17 protein-coding genes, 1 tRNA gene and 3 pseudogenes are annotated in these 18147 nt (G+C 65.6%); 10 read left to right on the top strand and 11 right to left on the bottom strand.

Annotated features, from left to right (window positions below; translation table 11 throughout):
• Positions 1–52: 52 nt before the first annotated feature.
• The 4 genes and pseudogenes from IED13_RS04225 to IED13_RS04210 all read left to right on the top strand — a co-directional run.
• Positions 53–847: pseudogene (locus IED13_RS04225) on the top strand (endonuclease/exonuclease/phosphatase family protein); the annotation flags it as partial.
• A gap of 441 nt (positions 848–1288) precedes the next feature.
• Positions 1289–1804: a chromate transporter gene (locus IED13_RS04220; RefSeq protein WP_208112951.1), complete on the top strand. Its 516-nt coding sequence runs from the start codon at positions 1289–1291 to the stop codon at positions 1802–1804.
• A 6-nt stretch (positions 1805–1810) separates the two neighbouring features.
• The gene (locus IED13_RS04215) at positions 1811–2347 is read left to right on the top strand and encodes a chromate transporter (RefSeq protein WP_191123472.1); all 537 of its coding nucleotides are present in this window, start codon (positions 1811–1813) and stop codon (positions 2345–2347) included.
• Between the two features lie 171 nt (positions 2348–2518).
• Positions 2519–2971: an RrF2 family transcriptional regulator gene (locus IED13_RS04210; RefSeq protein WP_191123471.1), complete on the top strand. Its 453-nt coding sequence runs from the start codon at positions 2519–2521 to the stop codon at positions 2969–2971.
• A gap of 488 nt (positions 2972–3459) precedes the next feature.
• Here the strand turns inward: IED13_RS04210 and IED13_RS04205 are convergent, their stop codons facing one another.
• From IED13_RS04205 to IED13_RS04195, 3 genes and pseudogenes are all read right to left on the bottom strand, one after another.
• On the bottom strand, positions 3460–3675 hold the full coding sequence (locus tag IED13_RS04205) for a DUF1059 domain-containing protein (RefSeq protein WP_191123470.1): 216 nt from the start codon (positions 3673–3675) through the stop codon (positions 3460–3462).
• Positions 3676–4318: 643 nt separating this feature from the next.
• A pseudogene (locus tag IED13_RS04200) lies at positions 4319–5694 on the bottom strand (transposase).
• 163 nt (positions 5695–5857) lie between these two features.
• Complete coding sequence (locus tag IED13_RS04195) at positions 5858–6172, bottom strand: MBL fold metallo-hydrolase (RefSeq protein WP_191123469.1); 315 nt, start codon at positions 6170–6172, stop codon at positions 5858–5860.
• 287 nt (positions 6173–6459) lie between these two features.
• Here IED13_RS04195 and IED13_RS04190 point away from each other — a divergent pair, with 287 nt between their 5' ends.
• Positions 6460–7041: an NUDIX hydrolase gene (locus IED13_RS04190; protein ID WP_191123468.1), complete on the top strand. Its 582-nt coding sequence runs from the start codon at positions 6460–6462 to the stop codon at positions 7039–7041.
• 95 nt (positions 7042–7136) lie between these two features.
• Here the strand turns inward: IED13_RS04190 and IED13_RS04185 are convergent, their stop codons facing one another.
• The 3 genes from IED13_RS04185 to IED13_RS04175 form a co-directional block, all read right to left on the bottom strand.
• The gene (locus IED13_RS04185) at positions 7137–7406 is read right to left on the bottom strand and encodes a hypothetical protein (RefSeq protein WP_191123467.1); all 270 of its coding nucleotides are present in this window, start codon (positions 7404–7406) and stop codon (positions 7137–7139) included.
• 12 nt (positions 7407–7418) lie between these two features.
• Positions 7419–7682 carry a Pam3-gp28 family putative phage holin gene (locus IED13_RS04180; RefSeq protein ID WP_191123466.1) on the bottom strand — a complete coding sequence of 88 codons (264 nt, stop codon included), beginning with the start codon at positions 7680–7682 and terminating at the stop codon, positions 7419–7421.
• Positions 7683–7777: 95 nt separating this feature from the next.
• Positions 7778–8569 carry a peptidoglycan-binding protein gene (locus IED13_RS04175; RefSeq protein ID WP_191123465.1) on the bottom strand — a complete coding sequence of 264 codons (792 nt, stop codon included), beginning with the start codon at positions 8567–8569 and terminating at the stop codon, positions 7778–7780.
• A gap of 344 nt (positions 8570–8913) precedes the next feature.
• On the opposite strand from IED13_RS04175, the gene IED13_RS04170 reads away from it, so the two are divergent.
• Positions 8914–9312 (top strand): hypothetical protein, encoded by a 399-nt coding sequence (locus IED13_RS04170; protein ID WP_191123464.1) that lies wholly within the window; start codon positions 8914–8916, stop codon positions 9310–9312.
• Positions 9313–9354: 42 nt separating this feature from the next.
• Here the strand turns inward: IED13_RS04170 and IED13_RS04165 are convergent, their stop codons facing one another.
• The 3 genes from IED13_RS04165 to IED13_RS04155 form a co-directional block, all read right to left on the bottom strand.
• Positions 9355–9798 (bottom strand): hypothetical protein, encoded by a 444-nt coding sequence (locus tag IED13_RS04165; RefSeq protein WP_191123463.1) that lies wholly within the window; start codon positions 9796–9798, stop codon positions 9355–9357.
• A gap of 100 nt (positions 9799–9898) precedes the next feature.
• Positions 9899–10618: a hypothetical protein gene (locus IED13_RS04160; RefSeq protein ID WP_191123462.1), complete on the bottom strand. Its 720-nt coding sequence runs from the start codon at positions 10616–10618 to the stop codon at positions 9899–9901.
• 325 nt (positions 10619–10943) lie between these two features.
• Positions 10944–11663 carry a hypothetical protein gene (locus IED13_RS04155; RefSeq protein ID WP_191123461.1) on the bottom strand — a complete coding sequence of 240 codons (720 nt, stop codon included), beginning with the start codon at positions 11661–11663 and terminating at the stop codon, positions 10944–10946.
• On the opposite strand from IED13_RS04155, the gene IED13_RS04150 reads away from it, so the two are divergent.
• The 3 genes and pseudogenes from IED13_RS04150 to IED13_RS04140 all read left to right on the top strand — a co-directional run bounded on the left by IED13_RS04150 (position 11662) and on the right by IED13_RS04140 (position 14288).
• Positions 11662–12777 carry a hypothetical protein gene (locus IED13_RS04150; protein ID WP_191123460.1) on the top strand — a complete coding sequence of 372 codons (1116 nt, stop codon included), beginning with the start codon at positions 11662–11664 and terminating at the stop codon, positions 12775–12777. The genes IED13_RS04155 and IED13_RS04150 overlap by 2 nt on opposite strands.
• Before the next feature lie 180 nt (positions 12778–12957).
• Positions 12958–13215 carry a hypothetical protein gene (locus IED13_RS04145; protein WP_191123459.1) on the top strand — a complete coding sequence of 86 codons (258 nt, stop codon included), beginning with the start codon at positions 12958–12960 and terminating at the stop codon, positions 13213–13215.
• 245 nt (positions 13216–13460) lie between these two features.
• Positions 13461–14288, top strand: a pseudogene (locus IED13_RS04140) (site-specific integrase).
• Positions 14289–14345: 57 nt separating this feature from the next.
• Here IED13_RS04140 and IED13_RS04135 read toward each other — a convergent pair.
• A tRNA-Glu gene (locus IED13_RS04135) sits at positions 14346–14420 on the bottom strand.
• A gap of 130 nt (positions 14421–14550) precedes the next feature.
• Positions 14551–16347, bottom strand: coding sequence for a single-stranded-DNA-specific exonuclease RecJ (gene recJ / locus IED13_RS04130; protein WP_404801880.1), 1797 nt, complete (start codon positions 16345–16347; stop codon positions 14551–14553).
• A 133-nt stretch (positions 16348–16480) separates the two neighbouring features.
• On the opposite strand from recJ, the gene IED13_RS04125 reads away from it, so the two are divergent.
• A complete protein-coding gene (locus IED13_RS04125) occupies positions 16481–18136 on the top strand; it encodes an FAD-binding dehydrogenase (RefSeq protein ID WP_191123457.1) in 1656 nt (551 codons plus the stop codon).
• The last annotated feature ends 11 nt before the right edge of the window (positions 18137–18147 follow it).

The following is an 18147-nucleotide window of genomic DNA, read 5'->3' as shown; positions in this document are numbered from 1 at the left end:
AGACTGCGGGTCCGCCCGATTCGATTCCGTGCCGACACAGGCTGGCGCAGCGATGCAGAAGAAGAGCCCAAGCCTGCGGGCCAGCATCATCTCCTCGCTCCGCCAGCGCAGGAACCGAGCGGGAACCCTTTCCGGCATCGCCGGCGAACGCCTCTCCGGCACGCTGGTCGCGTCCTACAATGTCCATAAATGCGTCGGCGTCGACGGCCGCTTCGATCCGGAGCGGATCGCCCGCGTCATCGCCGAGATCGGCCCCGACGTCATTGCCCTGCAGGAGGCCGACAAGCGCTTCGGCGAGCGCGAGGGCCTGCTCGACCTCGCCTGGCTCGAGCAGGAAACCGGGCTGGTGCCGGTCCCGCTCGGCAATGCGAGCCGGGCCCATGGCTGGCGCGGCAATGTCGTGCTGTTCCGGCGTGGCATCGTACAGGACGTCCATCAGGTGAGCCTGCCGGGGCTCGAGCCACGCGGCGCGCTCGTCGTCGATCTCGACCTCGAAAGCGGTGCGGCGCTCCGGCTCGTCGCCGCTCATTTCGGCCTGCTCCGGCGCTCGCGCTCGCAGCAGGCGCGCCGGCTGATCGAGATCATGCAAAGCCGGGACGAGCGCCCCACCCTCCTGCTGGGAGACCTCAACGAATGGCGCCTGGGCGAGCGCTCCTCGCTCAAGGAGCTGGGTCCGGCCTTCGGCAGGCTGCCGGTGCCGGTGCCGAGCTTTCCCTCCGGCCTGCCGCTCCTGGCGCTCGACCGCATCATCGCCAACCGGCCGGAAATCCTGTCCGATGTCGAAGTCCACGACACGCCGCTGGCAAGGACCGCCTCGGACCATCTGCCGATCAAGGCCTATGTCGATCCCGGCCTGCAGAGCCTCGCCCTTCCCGAGAGCGCGGAAACCGATGCCGCGACAGCAAGCGAGGCCACGCACGCCATGCTGTCCGAACGCCCCCTGCCCTTGCCGGAGGCGCTCTCGGGCGACACCGGCGAGCGGCGCAACCGCGAACTCGTCCGGAAAGCCGGCGTCCGCCTGAAACGGGCCGTCAGCCGCACCTTGCGGCGGCGCGAGCCTCCTTCGCGCTGATGAAACAGGCGCACCCCGCCCCTCGTCGCGCCGGTCATGACCAGCATGCGCGGGCGTGCTGGCCAGCCGGGACAAAGCCGGCAATGTGGGACGTTCCAGAGTCGCTCGTCTCCCGGAGTTGAGATGCCGGATTCCTCCCCAACGCCTCAGCCCGAAAGCCGGAACGCAGCGCTCCGAAAAGGCCGGGACGAAGCCCCCGCCGAACGCCCAAGCGCGGTGCAGCTCTTCCTGATCTTCACGCGCATCGGGTTGACCAGCTTCGGCGGCGGCCTGAGCGGCTGGCTGCTGCGGGAGTTCGTGCAGCGGCGCAAGCTGATGAGCGAGGAGGATTTCCTGAACGGGCTCTCGATCGCGCAGGCGCTTCCGGGGGTCAACGTCACCAATATGGCGATCTGGATCGGCTACAAGCTCGGCGGGCGCAACGGCGCCATCGCCTCCTGGCTCGGCATCATCGTGCCGGCCGCCATCGTGATCACGCTGATCAGCACCGTCTTCACCGCGCTCGCCGGCTTCGAGCTGACCCATGTCGCGCTTGCGGGCGCCGCCTGCGCCGCGATCGGGCTGTCGCTCTCGATGGGGCTCGTCGCCGCGCGGCGCGTGCCGCGCCGCGTGTTCCCGCTCGCGATCATGGCCGCCACCTTCGTCGCGGTCGCCATCCTGCAATTGCCGCTGATCTGGACGGTGCTCGTCGCCGGCTCGCTCAGCGTCGCCGTGACCTACCACCAGGGCTGACGGACAATGCCGGCCATCGCCATCAGCATCCTGCTGGTCTTCCTGCCGCTCTCGCTGGTGACGATCGGCGGCGGGCAGAGCGCCGTTGCCGATATGCACCGCCAGATCGTCGACGTGCATGGCTGGATGACCGCCTCCCAATTCGTCGATGCCTTCGCGATCTCGCGGCTGGCGCCGGGCCCGGGCTCGCTGCTCGCGACGCTGATCGGCTGGCGCATCGCCGGTTTCTGGGGGGCGCTGGCGGCGACCATCGGCATCTTCGGCCCGACCGCGCTGCTGATCTACGGTGTCGCCCATATCTGGTCGCGCTTCGAGGGTGCGCGATTGCTCAAGGCGCTGGAAAGAGGCCTGCGGCCCGTCGCGGCCGGGATGATCCTGGCGGCGAGCTACGTGCTGATCAATTCGCTCGACAGCGGCTGGATCGGGCGCGGGTTGGCGCTGGCCTCGACCGCGCTGCTGATGACGACGCCGATCAATCCGCTCGTGCTGATCGGCGGCGGAGCGGGCTGCTTCGTCCTTCTGCACATGGCGGCGCTGATCTGACACGCCGCGCGTAGCCTGAGGGGTGTCATCGCCTGACGCGGACAACCATCTCCCTGCAGGCAAGAACGAGAACGATATCGCCAGCCCGGGCCTCAACTGGGATCGAGCTGGTTTGCCAATATCGTCAAAATTGATAGATATGCTGTAATTTATAAACGGGAGCTGTGCGCCGTGCTCACCAACAAGGGCAAATACGGCCTCAAAGCCATCGTTCATCTTGCCAAACTCGAGGCTGGCGAAACCGCGCAGGTCGCCGACATCGCCCAGAAGAACAACATCTCGAAGAAATTCCTCGATGCGATCCTGCTCGACCTGCGCAATGCCGGCATGCTGCGCAGCAAGAAGGGACCGGGCGGCGGTTACGCGCTCGCCAAGCCGGCCAGAACGATCAAGGTCGGCGCCGTGATCCGCGCGCTCGAGGGCCCGATTGCACCGATCGCCTGCGCCAGCCGCTCGGCCTTCAGCATCTGCGAGGATTGCGGCGACATCGACAACTGCCCGGTGCGCTCCGTCATGACCGAGGTCCGCGACGCCATGGCCTCGGTCGTCGACAACACCACGGTCGCCGACCTCGTCCGGCGCCCCCTTGTCCAGCCAGCCATCGCGATGGACTATGCGATCTAGCATTAATCCACTTACGTTATAGACAAATACCGTCCGCACCCCTCGTGCCTTGCATGCGGCCGGCGAGCCGTCGGGGATCTTATGTGGCGCGATGAACCGGCAAATCAGCCCTCCCCGATCCAGCGATGTCCACGCGGACGCCTACAAGGCGGTCACCAAGGAAGCGCAATAGCTGGCAGGCCGGCGAAGCTGTCCTTGCTCTGCTAGTCGATCAGCGGCGCCTGCGGCCCCTCGATGTTCACATGACATAAGAAGCCGCGTCTGCCGGCACATTCCCATAACGGACCAGCACCACAGCTTCAGTGAACTCTCCAAGGTCGGGCTCTCCCGTCCGCGAGAAGGCCGCTCCCTCATTGGCGATCGCGCGTCGTGCTGCCCGGCTCCTCGCGATCAGCTCGGATTGAGCCTCGACTTCTACCAGACCACCGTTCGCGCACCTCGGGCTACCCCAGGTGCCTCGTCAAGCTCCCGGCCGCTGCAATGCCCGATCAGGCGGCCCGGCTCGGGGCCTCCTCAGACGGCATACCATCTTTGATGATGCCTTTGAGTTGCTGCCGCAGTTCGGGCGTATCCTGATGACCATGCACGGCGACGGCATGCTGAACGGCAGCCTCCAATAATTCGCCTTCACTATCGGCGCTGATCGCGATCGAGCAGTTCATCTGGCTCGGGAATGCGCGGCAGTCTACGAACTTGCGTCCCATGACATCCTCCCCGCTTGGAAGATTTCAAGCACCCTTCCGGTGAACGAGGGCTGCTTAGCTCCCATTTTACGCCTAGGCAGGATGCTTGGCAAAAGACACAATGCAGGCTGCTGTTCCTCATTTCGGCCTCTCCGAAGAAGGAACATAACTAGAACTTCAAATCAGAGGCCGGCGTCAATACAAGGTGGGAGCCATCGGCCACCCGGGGCGGCGATTTCCCGCAATAGGTCTCGGGGCTACAGCTCTACCCTGCCTTCCCATACTATCCCGAGCCCTCCTGAAGCTGCCCTGCCGCTGGAGCCGACAGCTGACGAGACAACACTAACGGGGCTTCCTGTCTCCAACGCCGCCGCCGATTGGGGTACGCAAATGGGAGACATCGCGGGGACACCCTCGATCTTCGATCTCTGACTTTCGTTTATTTTCAATCTTTTACCACCCAATAGTGGGTGGCGCACCATCCAAGAAAAAAACTGCGAACACCTATGTATTTGAGATAGCGTTGTAATTTTTAGCCCGCTTGGAGCTCGGCCACCCTGCCTTGGATCATCCGGCTTCCGGACTAGGCCGATTGTGTTGAAGAAGTCGGCTTTGGGTCGGCTGTCGAGCGAGACTGAACGGATCGCTGAGAGGGCGTTCGCCCTCATGCCGCCAGAGGTGGCGTTCTCATCAACATCAGCTTCGCCATTTTCCTGAGGTTCTGGGCGGTGGCTGCGAGGAGGAACTCGTCGCGGGCGCCGCATGGTCCTCGCAGGCGCAGGCGATCGAGTTTGAGGATGCGCTTCAGGTGCGCAAACAGCATCTCGACCTTCTTCCTCTCGCGCCGCGAGGTGACGTAGGCATCGGTGGCGGCGATGTCGCGCGCCATGTCGCGGGCGCCTTCGTGGATGGAGCGCAGGATCTTGCGGGCAGGATCTTTCGGACAGCACTGCGGCTTCAGGGAACAGGCGCCGCAGTCGCGCTTGATCGCCCGGTAGCGCATGAGGCCTTCAGGATCGATGCCGTCTCGGGGCACCGCAAAGGGCCAACGGAACTGCCGCAGCTCCTTGCCGCCTGGGCAGATGTAGAGATCGCGATCATGGTCGTAAGCGAAGTCGGAGCGGCTGAAGGTACCGTCCCGGCGCCGGGATTTGTCGAACACGGGAACATGCGGCTCGATCCCGCGCTCATGCACCAGCCAGGCGAGGTTCTCGGCCGAGCCATAGGCGGCATCCGCGACCAGCTTCTCGGGCCAGGTGCCGAACCTGTCCTGGGTGCGCTCGATCATGGTTCGTGCGGCGCCGACCTCGGCCTGCCGCACGGCCGTCGTCGCCTCCACGTCCATGATGACGGCATGTTTCAGATCGATCAGGTAGTTGGTCGCATCGGCGAAGAAGGCCTGCCCGCCATGGGCCGCGGTCCAGCGCGCGGCCGGATCAGCCGGTGAGATAAACTTCGGCACAACCGGCGTCGCCCCGCCGAAGGCGGCATCGTCCAGCACGGCCAGATACTCACGCACCGCGTGGCTCGCCGCTTCGGGCGTCAGCCCGTCCTTGCCGGGCACGCCATTCTGGCGGTTGGCGTCAGCCTTGATCAGGCTGGCATCGACTGCAAAGCCCTCGCCACCGACGAGGCCTCTGCCATGCAGCGCCGGACCGTCGTCTCGAACACCTCGCGGAGCAGATCGGTATCCCGGAAGCGGCCGTGGCGGTTCTTCGAGAAAGTGGAATGGTCGGGCACGTCACCTTCGAGCCCGAGCCGGCAGAACCAACGATAGGCGAGGTTCAGATGGACCTCGTCGCACAGCCTGCGCTCGGAGCGAATGCCGAAGCAGTAGCCGACGATCAGCATCCGGATCATCAGCTCGGGATCGATCGAGGGCCGACCCGTCTCGCTGTAAAAGGGGCGTAGATGCGCGCGGATGCCGGACAGATCGACGAAGCGGTCGATCGCACGAAGCAGGTGGTTGGCTGGGACATGCCGCTCCAGGCTGAACTCATAGAACAGCGCCTCTTGCCCCACTGTTCGTTCGCCCATCATCGGTCGCTCTCCAGCCCAAGGACGACTGAATCAGGACTTCAACCTCGCAGCAACGCCGACTTCTTCAACACAATCGGTCGAAAGCGGACATCCGGAACTTCTGCTTCCGGTATGCGATGCGAATACAAGCGTGATCGCATGATCGCCGGTTTCGAGGATGCGGTCAGCCTGTTCTGCAAGTGGCCGGTGCCGGGCCGGAAATTGGCGCCGGCCCGCAATCGAACAGGATCAAGTCCTTGCCGCGCCGCAGACAGGTGATGTTGAGGGGCGCCCGGAAGGGATCGGACGGGCCGGCCTGCGCGGCGATCTCGGCGGCCGGCACGTCGCACTGCAAGGTCGACAGCGGCATCTCGAAGCCTCCCTCGCTGAGGATCGTGATGCGCTCCGCCTCGGAGCCGAGCGTGGTGACCACATGGGCCCGCGCCGGGGCAGCAAGACTTGCAGCCCCGGCGGCGAGCAGGGTGCGGCGCGCGAGCATCCCCGCGGGTAGTAAGAAAAATCCACGCTTCGTGATGACGTCACCGCCACGCTCGATCTGGCTCTGGCCGCATCGCCCACGCCCATATTTTTTCTTCTCCCGTGGAAATAGGCGTATGACGAATATCGGCTGCTTGGCGGTTCCGGTCTGCGAGAGGATGGCGGGTCGCCGGCTCACCCATGGCGAGAGGTAAGGGCGGGAGAGCGGGTCTGCCTTTGAATCGTTTCTTGGATCGCGAGCAACCCCGGGCTAACCAATGCGAAAAGGGCAGCGCAGCAGTGGCAACGATGGACATCAAATGGCAGCGGCTCTCGTCGGAGACGATCATCAAGGACCGCTGGATCGACCTCAGAGCAGATGAATGCCGCACCCCCAACGGTCAAGAAATCTCGCCCTACTATGTCCTAAACTACCCGGATTGGGTGCACGTCGTTGCCATCACTCAATCCGACGAACTCGTGCTCGTGCGGCAGTATCGCCACGGAGCGCAAGATGTCTTTTTGGAACTGCCTGCCGGCACCGTCGATGCGAATGACAGCAGTCCGGAGGTATCCGCTCGCCGGGAACTGGAAGAAGAAACCGGCTACCAGGCAGCCGAGCTGCTGCTGATCTCCTCGCTCTTTCCTAACCCCGCGATCCAGTCCAATCGGGTTCACACGTATCTGGCAATCGGGGTGCAGCCCACAGGAACGCGGAAACTGGACGCTGGCGAAGAGGGCATGACGGTCCACCTCCTGCCGGTGAGGGAGGCTCTCGCCAACCTGCAGGGCGGAATTCTGCCTCAGTCCCTTCACGTCGCCTCACTCATGCTTGCACTTTCGGTCTCGGGGCACCTTTCGTTGCCGGCCAGCTTGGACGCGCCAAAGTAAAGAGGCCCCGCCAGCCAGAGCTGGCGGGGCCAAGTTCAGGGAGGAAACGCCCAAGGAGGGCCGCCCCTTACAAGGGCAAGGCGATCTTGCGGCGATCAGCCGCTCGATTTCGGCGGTGGTGTCGGGAATGTCGGCGGCGCGCCCCACCAATCCAGCCAGCGCATAGCAACCGCGTTCGCCGCCGGGCCGACGCTTCCGGCGGTGAGAGCCCGGACGATCGTCGAAGCGATGCGCTGCGACCAGGACAGATTTCGAACGACGAGGCCGCGGACGCTGCCGCCGGCTGCGCCGAAGATGACGTCGACAAGACGCATGCCGATCAGAGCATGCAACCAGTCGGGAGGCGGAGGCTGATAGTGGCTCATCGGGCCTCCAACTCAGCGCGGCGCAACGGCCGGGGCAGCCACCCTTGCGGCAATCTCCGGGGTGGTGATGATCCGCTTCACCTCCGGCAGCGCGGCCGCAGAGGCGACGAGCCCGGCCTTACGGCGGACATAGAGCCCCCAGACCGTCGGGATCAGCCACATGACGAAGGCGACGACGACCGTCTGCCCCTGCGCATCGAGCACGCCGTAGGTGCCGAGCGCAGCCGCAGCCGATTGGACGACGGTGCGGATAAAGCTGAGTATCTGTTCGTTCATGGCTCAGGCTCCTTTCTTCGCGGCTTCGATCGCCTGCAGCGCCTTCATCGTTTCGCCGATCGCGATAGCGAGATCGGAAGCGGAGCGCGGCGGTTTCAGGTGCGGGCGGCTGCGATCGCTGCCATGAATTGGCGGTAGAAGCTGGCGATCTCTTCCCAGTGGTCCGTGAGGTTGACGGTCCGGCGAGCGTTCTTCAGGTCGTCGTGCCCGGCGGTCGGGAGATAGGCGATGCCCTTCCCCTGCTTGTTCCAGCGGCCATCAAGAAGCCCTGCAAACATGAGCTCCGCAGCGAACTCGGGAGCGAGCGCGCGATCGAGATCGGCGGCAATGCCCTCGCGTTCGTAGTTGTCGAACCAGGTCAATTGAACGATGCCACGACCGTAATAGACGTGCCCCCACGGCCCGGCCGGCTTGCTGTAGCCCTTGTTCGGATAGTGCTTGGCGACATAGGCGCGGGCCGCCGCATCGGTCTTGCTGAAGCCCTCCCGCACCGGGACCATGCCGGAACCGATCTCGCGCCGCGCCGTGGCGAGCCCATAGCCCAGCGTCTTGTCGCGCCCATCGCCAGTCTGCGCGAAACCGTCGAGGATGCCTTCGATGCCCCGGACCTGACCGGTCGAGAGCGAGGATCCGAACATCGGAGCTTTGCCCGACCGCAGATAGGCAAAGAACTTCGCGCGATCGATAACCGAGACGCCCTGCGGCCTTCCCGCCGTCGCCACGTTCAAGGCTGCAGTCGTCTTCGGCCCGATGATCCCGTCGACATGCAGCCCATGCGACACCTGAAACGCCTGGATAGCCGCCTTCGTCGCCGGCCCCGGCTTGTTATCCACCACAAGCGAATAGCCGAGCGCGACCAGCGCGGCCTGAGCCTCGCGGATATCCATGATGACCTCCAGAAATCGGAACAGCGCCCACCGGCGCGGTTGTTGGAGTGCTACGCCTCGACGGAGGGCGCTATGCTTGCTCAGGTGACGATCATTGCCGTGCTGCTGATCGCGGGGACTATTGCTTTTGTGATGGCTGCAACCTCACAAGGCTCGCGGAGACGCTGGCCACGCTAGTCGAGCATCTTCGCCCATCGGTCAGCGGTCGCGGTCCGAGCAGCAATCGTAAGGGTACCAGCTATGCGCGGCCGCGCCTGAGCAGCGCCGGCGCTGAGAGCGCGGCGAGTCATGAGACATCTCGGGGGTGTCAAAAGCACGGTTGGTTCAGGGATAGCCGAAAGACGTTGAACAATCTCGGCATCGATCTTAGTAGTGCTGTGCAACCTTGGGGCAGGAAGATGAACGCTGAATTGGGCAAGTCATTCTCGACGCACGAATCCGATGCGGCCGCAGACGCCCTGATGGGTGAATTCTGGGAGATGTGCCTCCGCGGCGCGCCGCGGTTGACGCTGTTTTTCCTTAGATTTTGCCGATCAATCGCGGTATTCTTCGCCGTATGGGGACTGATGAGCGTTCAGCCCTATCATCCCAACGGGCATTTTCTGGTCGCTGTGTCGGTCGCGCTGCTGTCATTCACCAATCTGACGAAATGGTTGGCTGCAACGACCATCGCATTCCTGCTGATCATTACGCTCGTTCCGAAATCCGTATTCGCCATCATCGCCAGGGCGATAGCGGGCTAGGAGCCTGAAATTGGCGCAAGCGCCCGTCGGTGCGACGCCGGCTCAGTTCGGCCAGATCATCACAGGCAGCTCGTCCAGGAAGGCGGCTATCGTCGGCTGCTCTCGCTGGCCGCTCTGGACCTTGGGCAGTTCGGTGAAGGCGTAAACCCAGACCGCGTCGCGCCAGGCGACGAAGGCTGCGGCCTCGGCGGCCCATGCCGGGTTCGTTGAGCCGACATAGGAGGCACAGGTCAGACCGCTGTCGTAGTTGCGAGCCTGGGCCGTTGCGTCGACATGCGCCTGGATGGCTGCCCGGTAGTCGTCGATCGTCGGCAGCACCGGATAAGGGGCCGGCGCCGGCGGGTTGAGATGAAACGCCACCAGAGCCGGGATTTCGCTCTCATCAACGGCAACCGACACATCGAACTGCCGGCCCTCATCAGTGGTGATGAGGAAGCGCTTTGCGCCGTAACCGGGGTCAGAATAAGGCTCAGCCTGATAGCTCATGCTGCGTTCCTCACCCGCTGGGTCATCACAGTAAAGGTCGAGGTTGCGCCGGTATTGTTGAAAACAGCGTATCCGTTCTGCGGTGCGGCGTAGGTAGCAGTCAGGATCGTCGTGTCGCCCGCGCTCGCCTTGATCGCACCGGCGCTGCACAGATAATCGGCCATCTTTCCGGAGATATTATTGCAAACAGTGATGCGCCCCGAAAAGTTCGTCGCGATGAAGATGACCGCGCCGTTCGCAACATTTGTCGTTCGCGTTGCTGTATCCAGCGCATAGGTCGTGGTAGGTTGCCGGTGTGGCGAATGCTGCCGCTGAAGTCAGCGGTGAGCGATGCATGGTCAAATGTGACGAACGGTGTTGCCGCCGTCTCCGCATCATTCAGTTTTCCGATGCTGCTCTGGCCAGCGCTATTGTAGAAGTAGGAGCGCTTTAGATCAGGGCCTGCGGCCAGATCGCGGAGAAATACCTGCGGAGCACCCGAGCGCCCTAAAATAGCCCGACCGCCTGCGGCTGAGAACGCTTCGTCCGTCGCATAGCTGCCGGTCATGCCGGTGTCTCCAGCCCGATTGACGGCGCCTATGACCGTCCGCGCCTGCGCTGGCGTAAGCGCCTCCTGCGGGCCAGAATCGGCCGTGGCACGGCCCATGATGACGCCGGGCGCAACGTCCGCCTGCTTGGCGAGCGTGATCGCCTTGTCGTCAACCGTCCATACTGTTCCGGCGGAGGAGACGACGATATCGCCCTTATCGCCATCCGTGACGGAACCCGATGGCCCCTGCGGACCACGGATGTCGATTGCGCTTGCGATGTCAGAAACCAACCCGGACGCGCCGATATAGCTGCCGGTAGCCGGCTTGGTCCCCTGGCCTCCGGTCCAGTCCGCTACTTGGACAACGCGGCGGACGCCATCTGTGACGATGGCCAGGATTGGTGACCAGCCCTTGTCGCCGGTCAGCCCTGTATCGCCACGGGGGATGGTGATATCGAGGATCGCGGCTTCCGGCGTCCCCGTATTGGTGAAGATGACACCGTGCCGGGTGCTCTGGTGCTCACATCGCCGATCGTGATCGTACCGGCCGGACCAGTCGCACCGGGGATATAGCGCAGCTTCAGCGCGGGCGGGCTCTTGAGGCGAAGGTTGACTTTCATGCGTTCGGGCTCTCCGTGACGCAGCCGTTGCCGTCGAAAATCTGCTGTGCCTGGGCGGTCTTCTGGGCCTGCGTGACAGCATTCATTCCGGCAGACGTGCCCTGCCAGAGGTTGTTGACGCCGAGACCAGCGAGGCCGGTGTAGACGCCGGCCTCGGCGTTGCCTTGGTTCTGGCCAAGCGTCGCTAGCGTGTTGCCGAGCTGCCCTTGCAGTCCTGCCTGCGTCCCCGCCGCCTGCTGGCCGCGATCCGAGAGGCCGAGCACCTGGGCCTGCCAATCCTTGTAACCTTGATCGGCCATGTTCTGCGCTCGGTCGCTGATGGCCGCCAGCGTGTTGCCGGAGCCGAGCGCCCCGGTCGCAGAGGCTTTGCGAGCGATTGCATCCGTGGCCTGATCGACTGAGTATCGATAGCCGGGAGCTTCGCGGAATGCCGAAACCGCGGCGTCACACGCTGAATCGCCTCCGACGCCGATGCTGCCCTGATAGACCCCGAGCGCATCCTTGCCAGCGTCGTACCAAGGATTGAGGAGATCGATGGCCTCGCCGTAATCCTTGGTCGCGTCATCGCGCGCCTGGCCGCAGCCCTTGCCAAGCGAAAGGAGGGCACCATCCTGCGCCGAATTGATGAGACCCTGGCCTTTGCCGATAGCGTCCTGCGCCTGCTGCCAGTTCCAAATGCCGACATTCCGGGCGCTCGTCCCAGATCCGATTGCCATGGCGATGTCCTTTGAAAAACAGGCTCAGAGCCCGGTCACGTCAACGGGCGCGTATTGCCCGACATTCGAGTATGCGCTGCTCGACCCAGCACAACAGAATGCGCGCCTTCGACTTGACGCTGTCGATGTTCCGATCGAGGCCGGCGAAGGCGTAGGAGATGCGACCGCAGATCGTGCGGATGTACTTTTCGCCGATCTCGAAATGGGCGGCGAGCCATGGCTCAGACCGGATTGCCGCCTTCACTTCCGGCGGCAAGGCCGCGCATCGGAAGGTGACGGTCGAGCGTCACCAGCCCGGAGCTGGGAGGACGAACACCCGTTCCCGCCAGCATTGCCCGCGCAGGCGGATCGCGCTACCGCCTTCATCGGGCTTAATCGGGATCGCGTTGCCATCACGGCAACACAGCTTCACGCCGCCGCCATCACAGCCGGCGACGCTGACGCGCTTGCTATCGAACGGGCCAGCTCCGCAGTGGGCATCGTCGTGCTGAAGAGCCAGCCCGGCGCTGGCAGGTTCAAGCGGCGCGAGACGATGGCCGTAGCGGCACTGGACTCGCTGGTGCGCCGGCACGGTGACGATGCAGGCCAAGTGCTCCGCATCCTCGCCGAGGCCGATCTCGCGCCCATACAGGCCAACCACGTCAAGGCCGTCGAGCTGCTGCTTACCGATCCCGAATACTCGCAGGTAGAGCCCACCGACATTACGCGCTCGATCCTGACCGTCGGCGCCGATGCCGAGAAAGAGGCAAAGCTGTTCGCCGCTACGCATCGCGTGCCGGTATGGAAGGCGCTCCCCGTGGTCTGGTTTCGGAAGGCACGGAAAAACCGCAAGCCCGGCTCCGCGCCTTCGCTCGGAGCGTCGCGGGCTTCGCCTCCGGTCGCGAAAAAACTCATTCCACCGATCGCTCCCGCACCGCTCCGAGCGGAGATCGAAACCAGCGCTCCGCCGAAGCGAACGCCAGCCTTCCTAGACGACGTCAAACACGACCAGCGAACCGAGCGCGACGGCTGGAAGCCCGGCCGTCATCTACGCCGCTGCTCGACCTGTGATTACCGGTTCGAGGGAGCCGTCAACTCCACGAAATGCGCTGACTGCGCCTATAGCGAGGCCTGAGCAATGTCTGATCGCACGCTGGGCGAAGCCGAAGCCCGTCCCGACTTTTGACGAACTGCCCGCCAGCAAAAAGGTGACTTTGCCCGCTCTGAAGATCGGGCCGGGCGGCAAGTTGGTCCACTACCACTTCTATGACGGCACGCTCTACATCAACGGGCGCGCGCAACAGCGGAGGCCGGGATGACGGCAGCTCAAAAGCTGGACCCATTCTCCTATCCCCCGCGAGGGCTCTCGCGCGAGAAGGCGGCCAGGTACATCGGCGTCGGAACCTCGAAGTTCGACCAGTTGGTTCACGATGGCCGCATGCCTCGCGGGAAGCGTATCGACGGCCGCATCGTGTGGGACCGGATCCAGCTCGACGTCGCGTTCACGGAGATCGATTCCGTCACGGAAAACACGATTGACGCCGCCTTGCACGAAGGACGGCGGCGTGTCTAGCGTCGAGCCATGACACAAGAATATCCCAACGCCGGCCCCTATAAGCACCGCCACGGCCGCGAGCAGTGGCGGTCCAGTTGCCGCACTCTCCGGGGCATACAGAGTTCGAGATAGCCTATCAGGCTGCAATCACTGGCCAGAAGCCTGTGAAGGCCGAGGTCCGGAAGCATCCGGCCGCCGCGATCCCGCGCTCGCTGAAAGACGCATGGCGTCGCGTTCCAACGTCTCTTCCCGGGTGGAAGACAATGGAACCGGAAACGCGCCCGCGCCAGGACAAGATCGCGTGGAAATTCCTCAACTCGACCGTGTCCGATGAGGGTACGACGGTATGGGGCGACGTTTTGCTGGCCGATCTGAAGCGCCGGCACGTCAAGGGCATCCTGGCCGCGATGAGCGACACCCCGCACGCCGGCCGGCACCTTCTAACCGTGCTCCGGCGCATGATCCTCGTCGGTCTGGACGAGGAATGGATCGAGTCCGACCCCACCTACAAGCTCAAGCATCGGCCGGAATACAAGGGCTGGAAGGCCTGGCCCGACGAGGCCCGCGAGAAGTTCGAGAAGCGCTGGCCGATCGGCACGCCCCCTCGCCTCGCCTACTGCTTGGCGCTGTGGCTGGGCAACCGACGCGGGGACATCGCCAAGCTGGCGCCCAGCGCGATCCGCGGGGATAAGATTCACCTGGTGCAGGGAAAAACCGGCCGGGCGCTGGTGCTGGACGTGACGCCGATGTTGCGCGAGGTCCTGGACGCAACCGATCTTTCCGGGCCGGCCGTCCTGATGACCGTCTATGGCGAGCCGTTCTCGGCCAAGAGCCTAACGGGCCGAATGGCGGACTGGACGAAGTCGGCCGGGCTGCCGCCGGGCTACACACTGCATGGCCTGCGGAAGACGCTCGGCAAAATGCTGGCGGAGAGCGGGTCGACGACCCGCGAGATCATGGACACACTTGGCCACACAGATATTCAAGCACGCCGAGCTTTACTCGCGCGAAGCGGAACAGGCGCTCTTGGCGAGCGCGGCATGGGCAAGGTCGTGAGGTTCGTAAAAAGGCCGAAAAAGGCGGCTGGATAACCGGTTGGCGAACCACCCCGGCGAACCGGCCAGTAACCCTTTGAGATCAAAGGATTTTGGCGCGACCTACGGGAGTCGAACCCGTCTCCCCAGCGTGAAAGGCTGGTGTCCTAACCGATAGACGAAGGTCGCGTGCTCTCGCGGCCGGGGCCGCGTTGCGAAGCGGGGCGAGGTATAGTGGCGGGCGTGCCGCTTCGCAAGCACCCGTTCACAAGAATCGTGAGCCGACCTCCCATTTTCAAAGCAAGCCGGGCGGCCGCGCCTAGACGGCTCTGGCGAGATCGAGGATCCGCAGCTCCGCCGTCTCGTTCCCGCCCCAGCGGTTGAGGCTCAAGGTCGCGGCGAGATGGACCATTTCGCCGCGTGCCGCGATCAGCGCTTGCCCCAGCGGTTCCTGCGCCGCGCGGAAGGCGACGCCGCCGATGCTGGCCCCATCGCCGCTGCGCAGCTTGATACGGATATGGCCGCCACTGCCGATCGGGATGGCATCGGTCAAGCGATGGGCGGGGAAGACGAAGACCGGCTCGGGGCTGCCTGAGCCGAAAGGTCCGGCCTTCTCGATCTCGGCGATGAGGCGCGGGCTGGCGCCCCCCGCGCTCAAGGCGGCATCGACCAGCAGCGCCTCGGCCTCGCTGGCGCCTGCGACCTCGCGCGCAAGATGCTCGTTCAGGAAGGCGTGGAAGGCATTCGCTTGCCCGCGCCCGAGCGTGACGCCGGCCGCCATGGCGTGGCCGCCGCCTTTCACCGCCATGCCGGCCTCTACCGCCGCGCGCACGGCCCGGCCGAGATCGACGCCCGCGACCGAGCGGCCCGAGCCGGTGGCACCGCCCTCCCCGTTCAGCGCCAGCGCGAAAGCCGGGCGGCGGAAGCGTTCCTTCAATCGCGCCGCCACCAGCCCGACGATGCCGGGGTGCCAGTCGGCGCTGCCCGCGAGCAGGACCGGCAGGCTCTCATTCGCGCCGGCGAGCTCATGCTCCGCCTGCGAGACGGCCTCCAGCACGGCGAGGCGCTCGATCTCCTGCCGTTCCTGGTTGAGGCGGTTGAGCTCGGCGGCGATGGCACGCGCTTCGACCTCGTCGGCGGTGAGCAGGAGGCGGGCGCCGAGAGCGGCATCGCCGATGCGCCCGCCGGCATTGATGCGCGGGCCGAGCAGGAAGCCGAGATGCCAGGGCTGGACCGGCCCGTCGAGGCCGGCGACATCCATCAGCGCGGTCAGGCCCGGCCGGATGCGCGCGCGCATCATGGCGATGCCTTGCCGGACGAAGGCACGGTTCAGCCCGCGCAGCGGCACGACATCGGCGACTGTCGCCAGCGCGACGAGGTCGAGCATCGCGAGCAGGTCGGGCTCGCCGCCGCGCTCGGCCCAAATGCCCTGCCGGCGCAGTTCCCGGCTGGTCGCGACGAGGGCGAGGAAGACGACGCCGGCGGCGCAGAGGTGCCCCAGGCCGGAGAGATCGTCCTGACGATTGGGATTGACCAGCGCCTCGACGGCCGGCAGCCGCTCCGGCGCCTGGTGATGGTCGAGCACGACGACATCGAGCCCGAGCCGGCGGGCCTCGGCCAGAGGCTCGTCGCTGGTGGTGCCGCAATCGACGGTGACGAGCAGCGTCGCGCCCTCGCCCGCCAGCATGCGGATGGCCTCGCTGTTGGGGCCGTAACCCTCGATCAGCCGGTCGGGGATATGGATGCGCGGGCGGGCGCCGGCCTGCTCCAGGAAGCCGGCGAGCAGGGCGGAGGAGCAGGCGCCGTCGACATCGTAGTCGCCGAAGATCGCGACCTGCTCGCGGGCGGCACCGGCCCGCGCCAGCCGCGCGGCGGCGGCTTGCATGTCCGTGAGGATGGCGGGATCGGGCAAGAGATCGCGCAGCTTCGGCTCGAGGAAGCGCAGCGCCTCGGCCGGCTCGACATCGCGGGCGGCCAGCAGGCGCGCGAGGATGTCGGGCAAGCCCTGCTGCTGGCTCAACGCCTCGGCGCGGCCGAGGCCGGCCATGTCGAGCCGGTCGCGCCAGGGCCGGCCGAGCACGGAGCGGGTCACGCCGAGAAAAGCACGGGGCTGCATCAGACTCATCGTGCTCCCGGCGTCGCGCAAGCGGGACGGAAGGTCAACCAGCGTCGAACTTGGCCGCCCCGTCACCGGGCGCCATACTGTGCACAAGCGCCGGCCAAGGCGCAGGATCGGACAGGAAACGCGCATGGAAACAGAAACCGACGTCGTCATCGTCGGCGCCGGCCTGTCCGGCCTCGTCGCCGCCTGCGAGATCGCGGATGCGGGCCGGAAGGTCGTGCTGCTCGACCAGGAGCCGGAAGCCTCGCTCGGCGGACAGGCCTTCTGGTCCTTCGGCGGGCTGTTCTTCATCGACAGCCCGGAGCAACGGCGGCTGCGCATCCGCGATTCGCGCGAATTGGCGGCGGATGACTGGTTCGGCTCGGCCGGCTTCGACCGGCCGGAGGATGAATGGCCGCAGCGCTGGGCAAAGGCCTATCTCGATTTCGCAGCGGGCGAGAAGCGGAGCTGGCTGCATGCGATGGGCATGCGCTGGTTCCCGGTCGTCGGCTGGGCCGAGCGCGGCGGCTATCTCGCCACCGGCCACGGCAATTCGGTGCCGCGCTTTCATGTCACCTGGGGCACCGGACCCGGCGTGCTGGAACCCTTCCTGCGCCGCGCCAAGGAGGCCGAAGCCAAGGGGCTGCTCTCGTTCCGCTTCCGCCACCGCGTCACCGGCATTACGCGGAGCGGCGGTGCGGTCGACGGCGTCGCGGGCGAAGTCCTCGAGCCGAGTGCCGTCGGCCGTGGCGAGAAGAGCGGCCGCACCGTCGCCGGGCATTTTTCACTGAAGGCGCAGGCGGTGATCGTCACCTCCGGCGGCATCGGCGGCAATCACGAGCTCGTCCGGGCCAACTGGCCGGCGCGTCTCGGCCAGCCCCCTGCCCGGCTGCTCTCCGGCGTGCCCGATCATGTCGACGGCGCGATGCTTGCGGTCGCGGAAGCCGCCGGCGGCCGGCTGATCAATAGCGACCGGATGTGGCACTATGTCGAGGGCATCGCCAACTGGGCGCCGATCTGGCCGCGGCACGCGATCCGCATCCTGCCCGGTCCCTCCTCGCTCTGGTTCGATGCGCGCGGCAACCGGCTGCCGGTGCCGCTCTTTCCCGGCTTCGACACGCTGGGCACGCTCGAACACATCATGAAGACCGGCCATGGTCATTCCTGGTTCGTGCTCAGCCGCAGCATCATCGCCAAGGAATTCGCGCTGTCGGGCTCGGAGCAGAACCCGGACCTCACCGGCAAGAGCTGGCGGCAGGTGCTGAAGCGCGCGGGCGGCGGCGTGCCGGGGCCGGTGCAGGCCTTCATGGACAAGGGCGAGGACTTCATCGTCGAGAGCGACTTCTCGCGCCTCGTCGCGCGCATGAATGCGCTCGCCGGCGAGGCGCTGATCGACGAGGCGCATCTGCGCGGGCAGATCGAAGCGCGTGACCGGGCGCTCGCCAACCCCTTCGGCAAGGACATGCAGGTCGTAGCGCTGCGCGGCGCGCGGGCCTATCTCGGCGACCGATTGATCCGCACGGCAAAGCCGCACCGCATCCTCGACCCCGCCCATGGTCCGCTGATCGCGGTCAGGCTCAACATCCTGACGCGGAAGTCGCTGGGCGGGCTGATGACGGATCTGTCGTCGCGCGTGCTCGACGCCGTGGGCGAGCCGGTGCCGGGACTCTATGCGGCGGGAGAAGCGGCCGGCTTCGGCGGCGGCGGCCTGCATGGCTACCGCGCGCTGGAAGGCACCTTCCTCGGCGGCTGCATCTTCTCAGGGCGGGCGGCCGGGCGAGCGGCCGCGGAGGCAGTGGGATAAGACCGGCGGCG

The organism is Allobosea spartocytisi (assembly GCF_014764685.1).
GTDB classification, from domain to species: domain Bacteria; phylum Pseudomonadota; class Alphaproteobacteria; order Rhizobiales; family Beijerinckiaceae; genus Allobosea; species Allobosea spartocytisi.
Note: the sequence above shows the minus strand (reverse complement) of the source record. Positions and strands in the feature narration are given on the sequence as shown.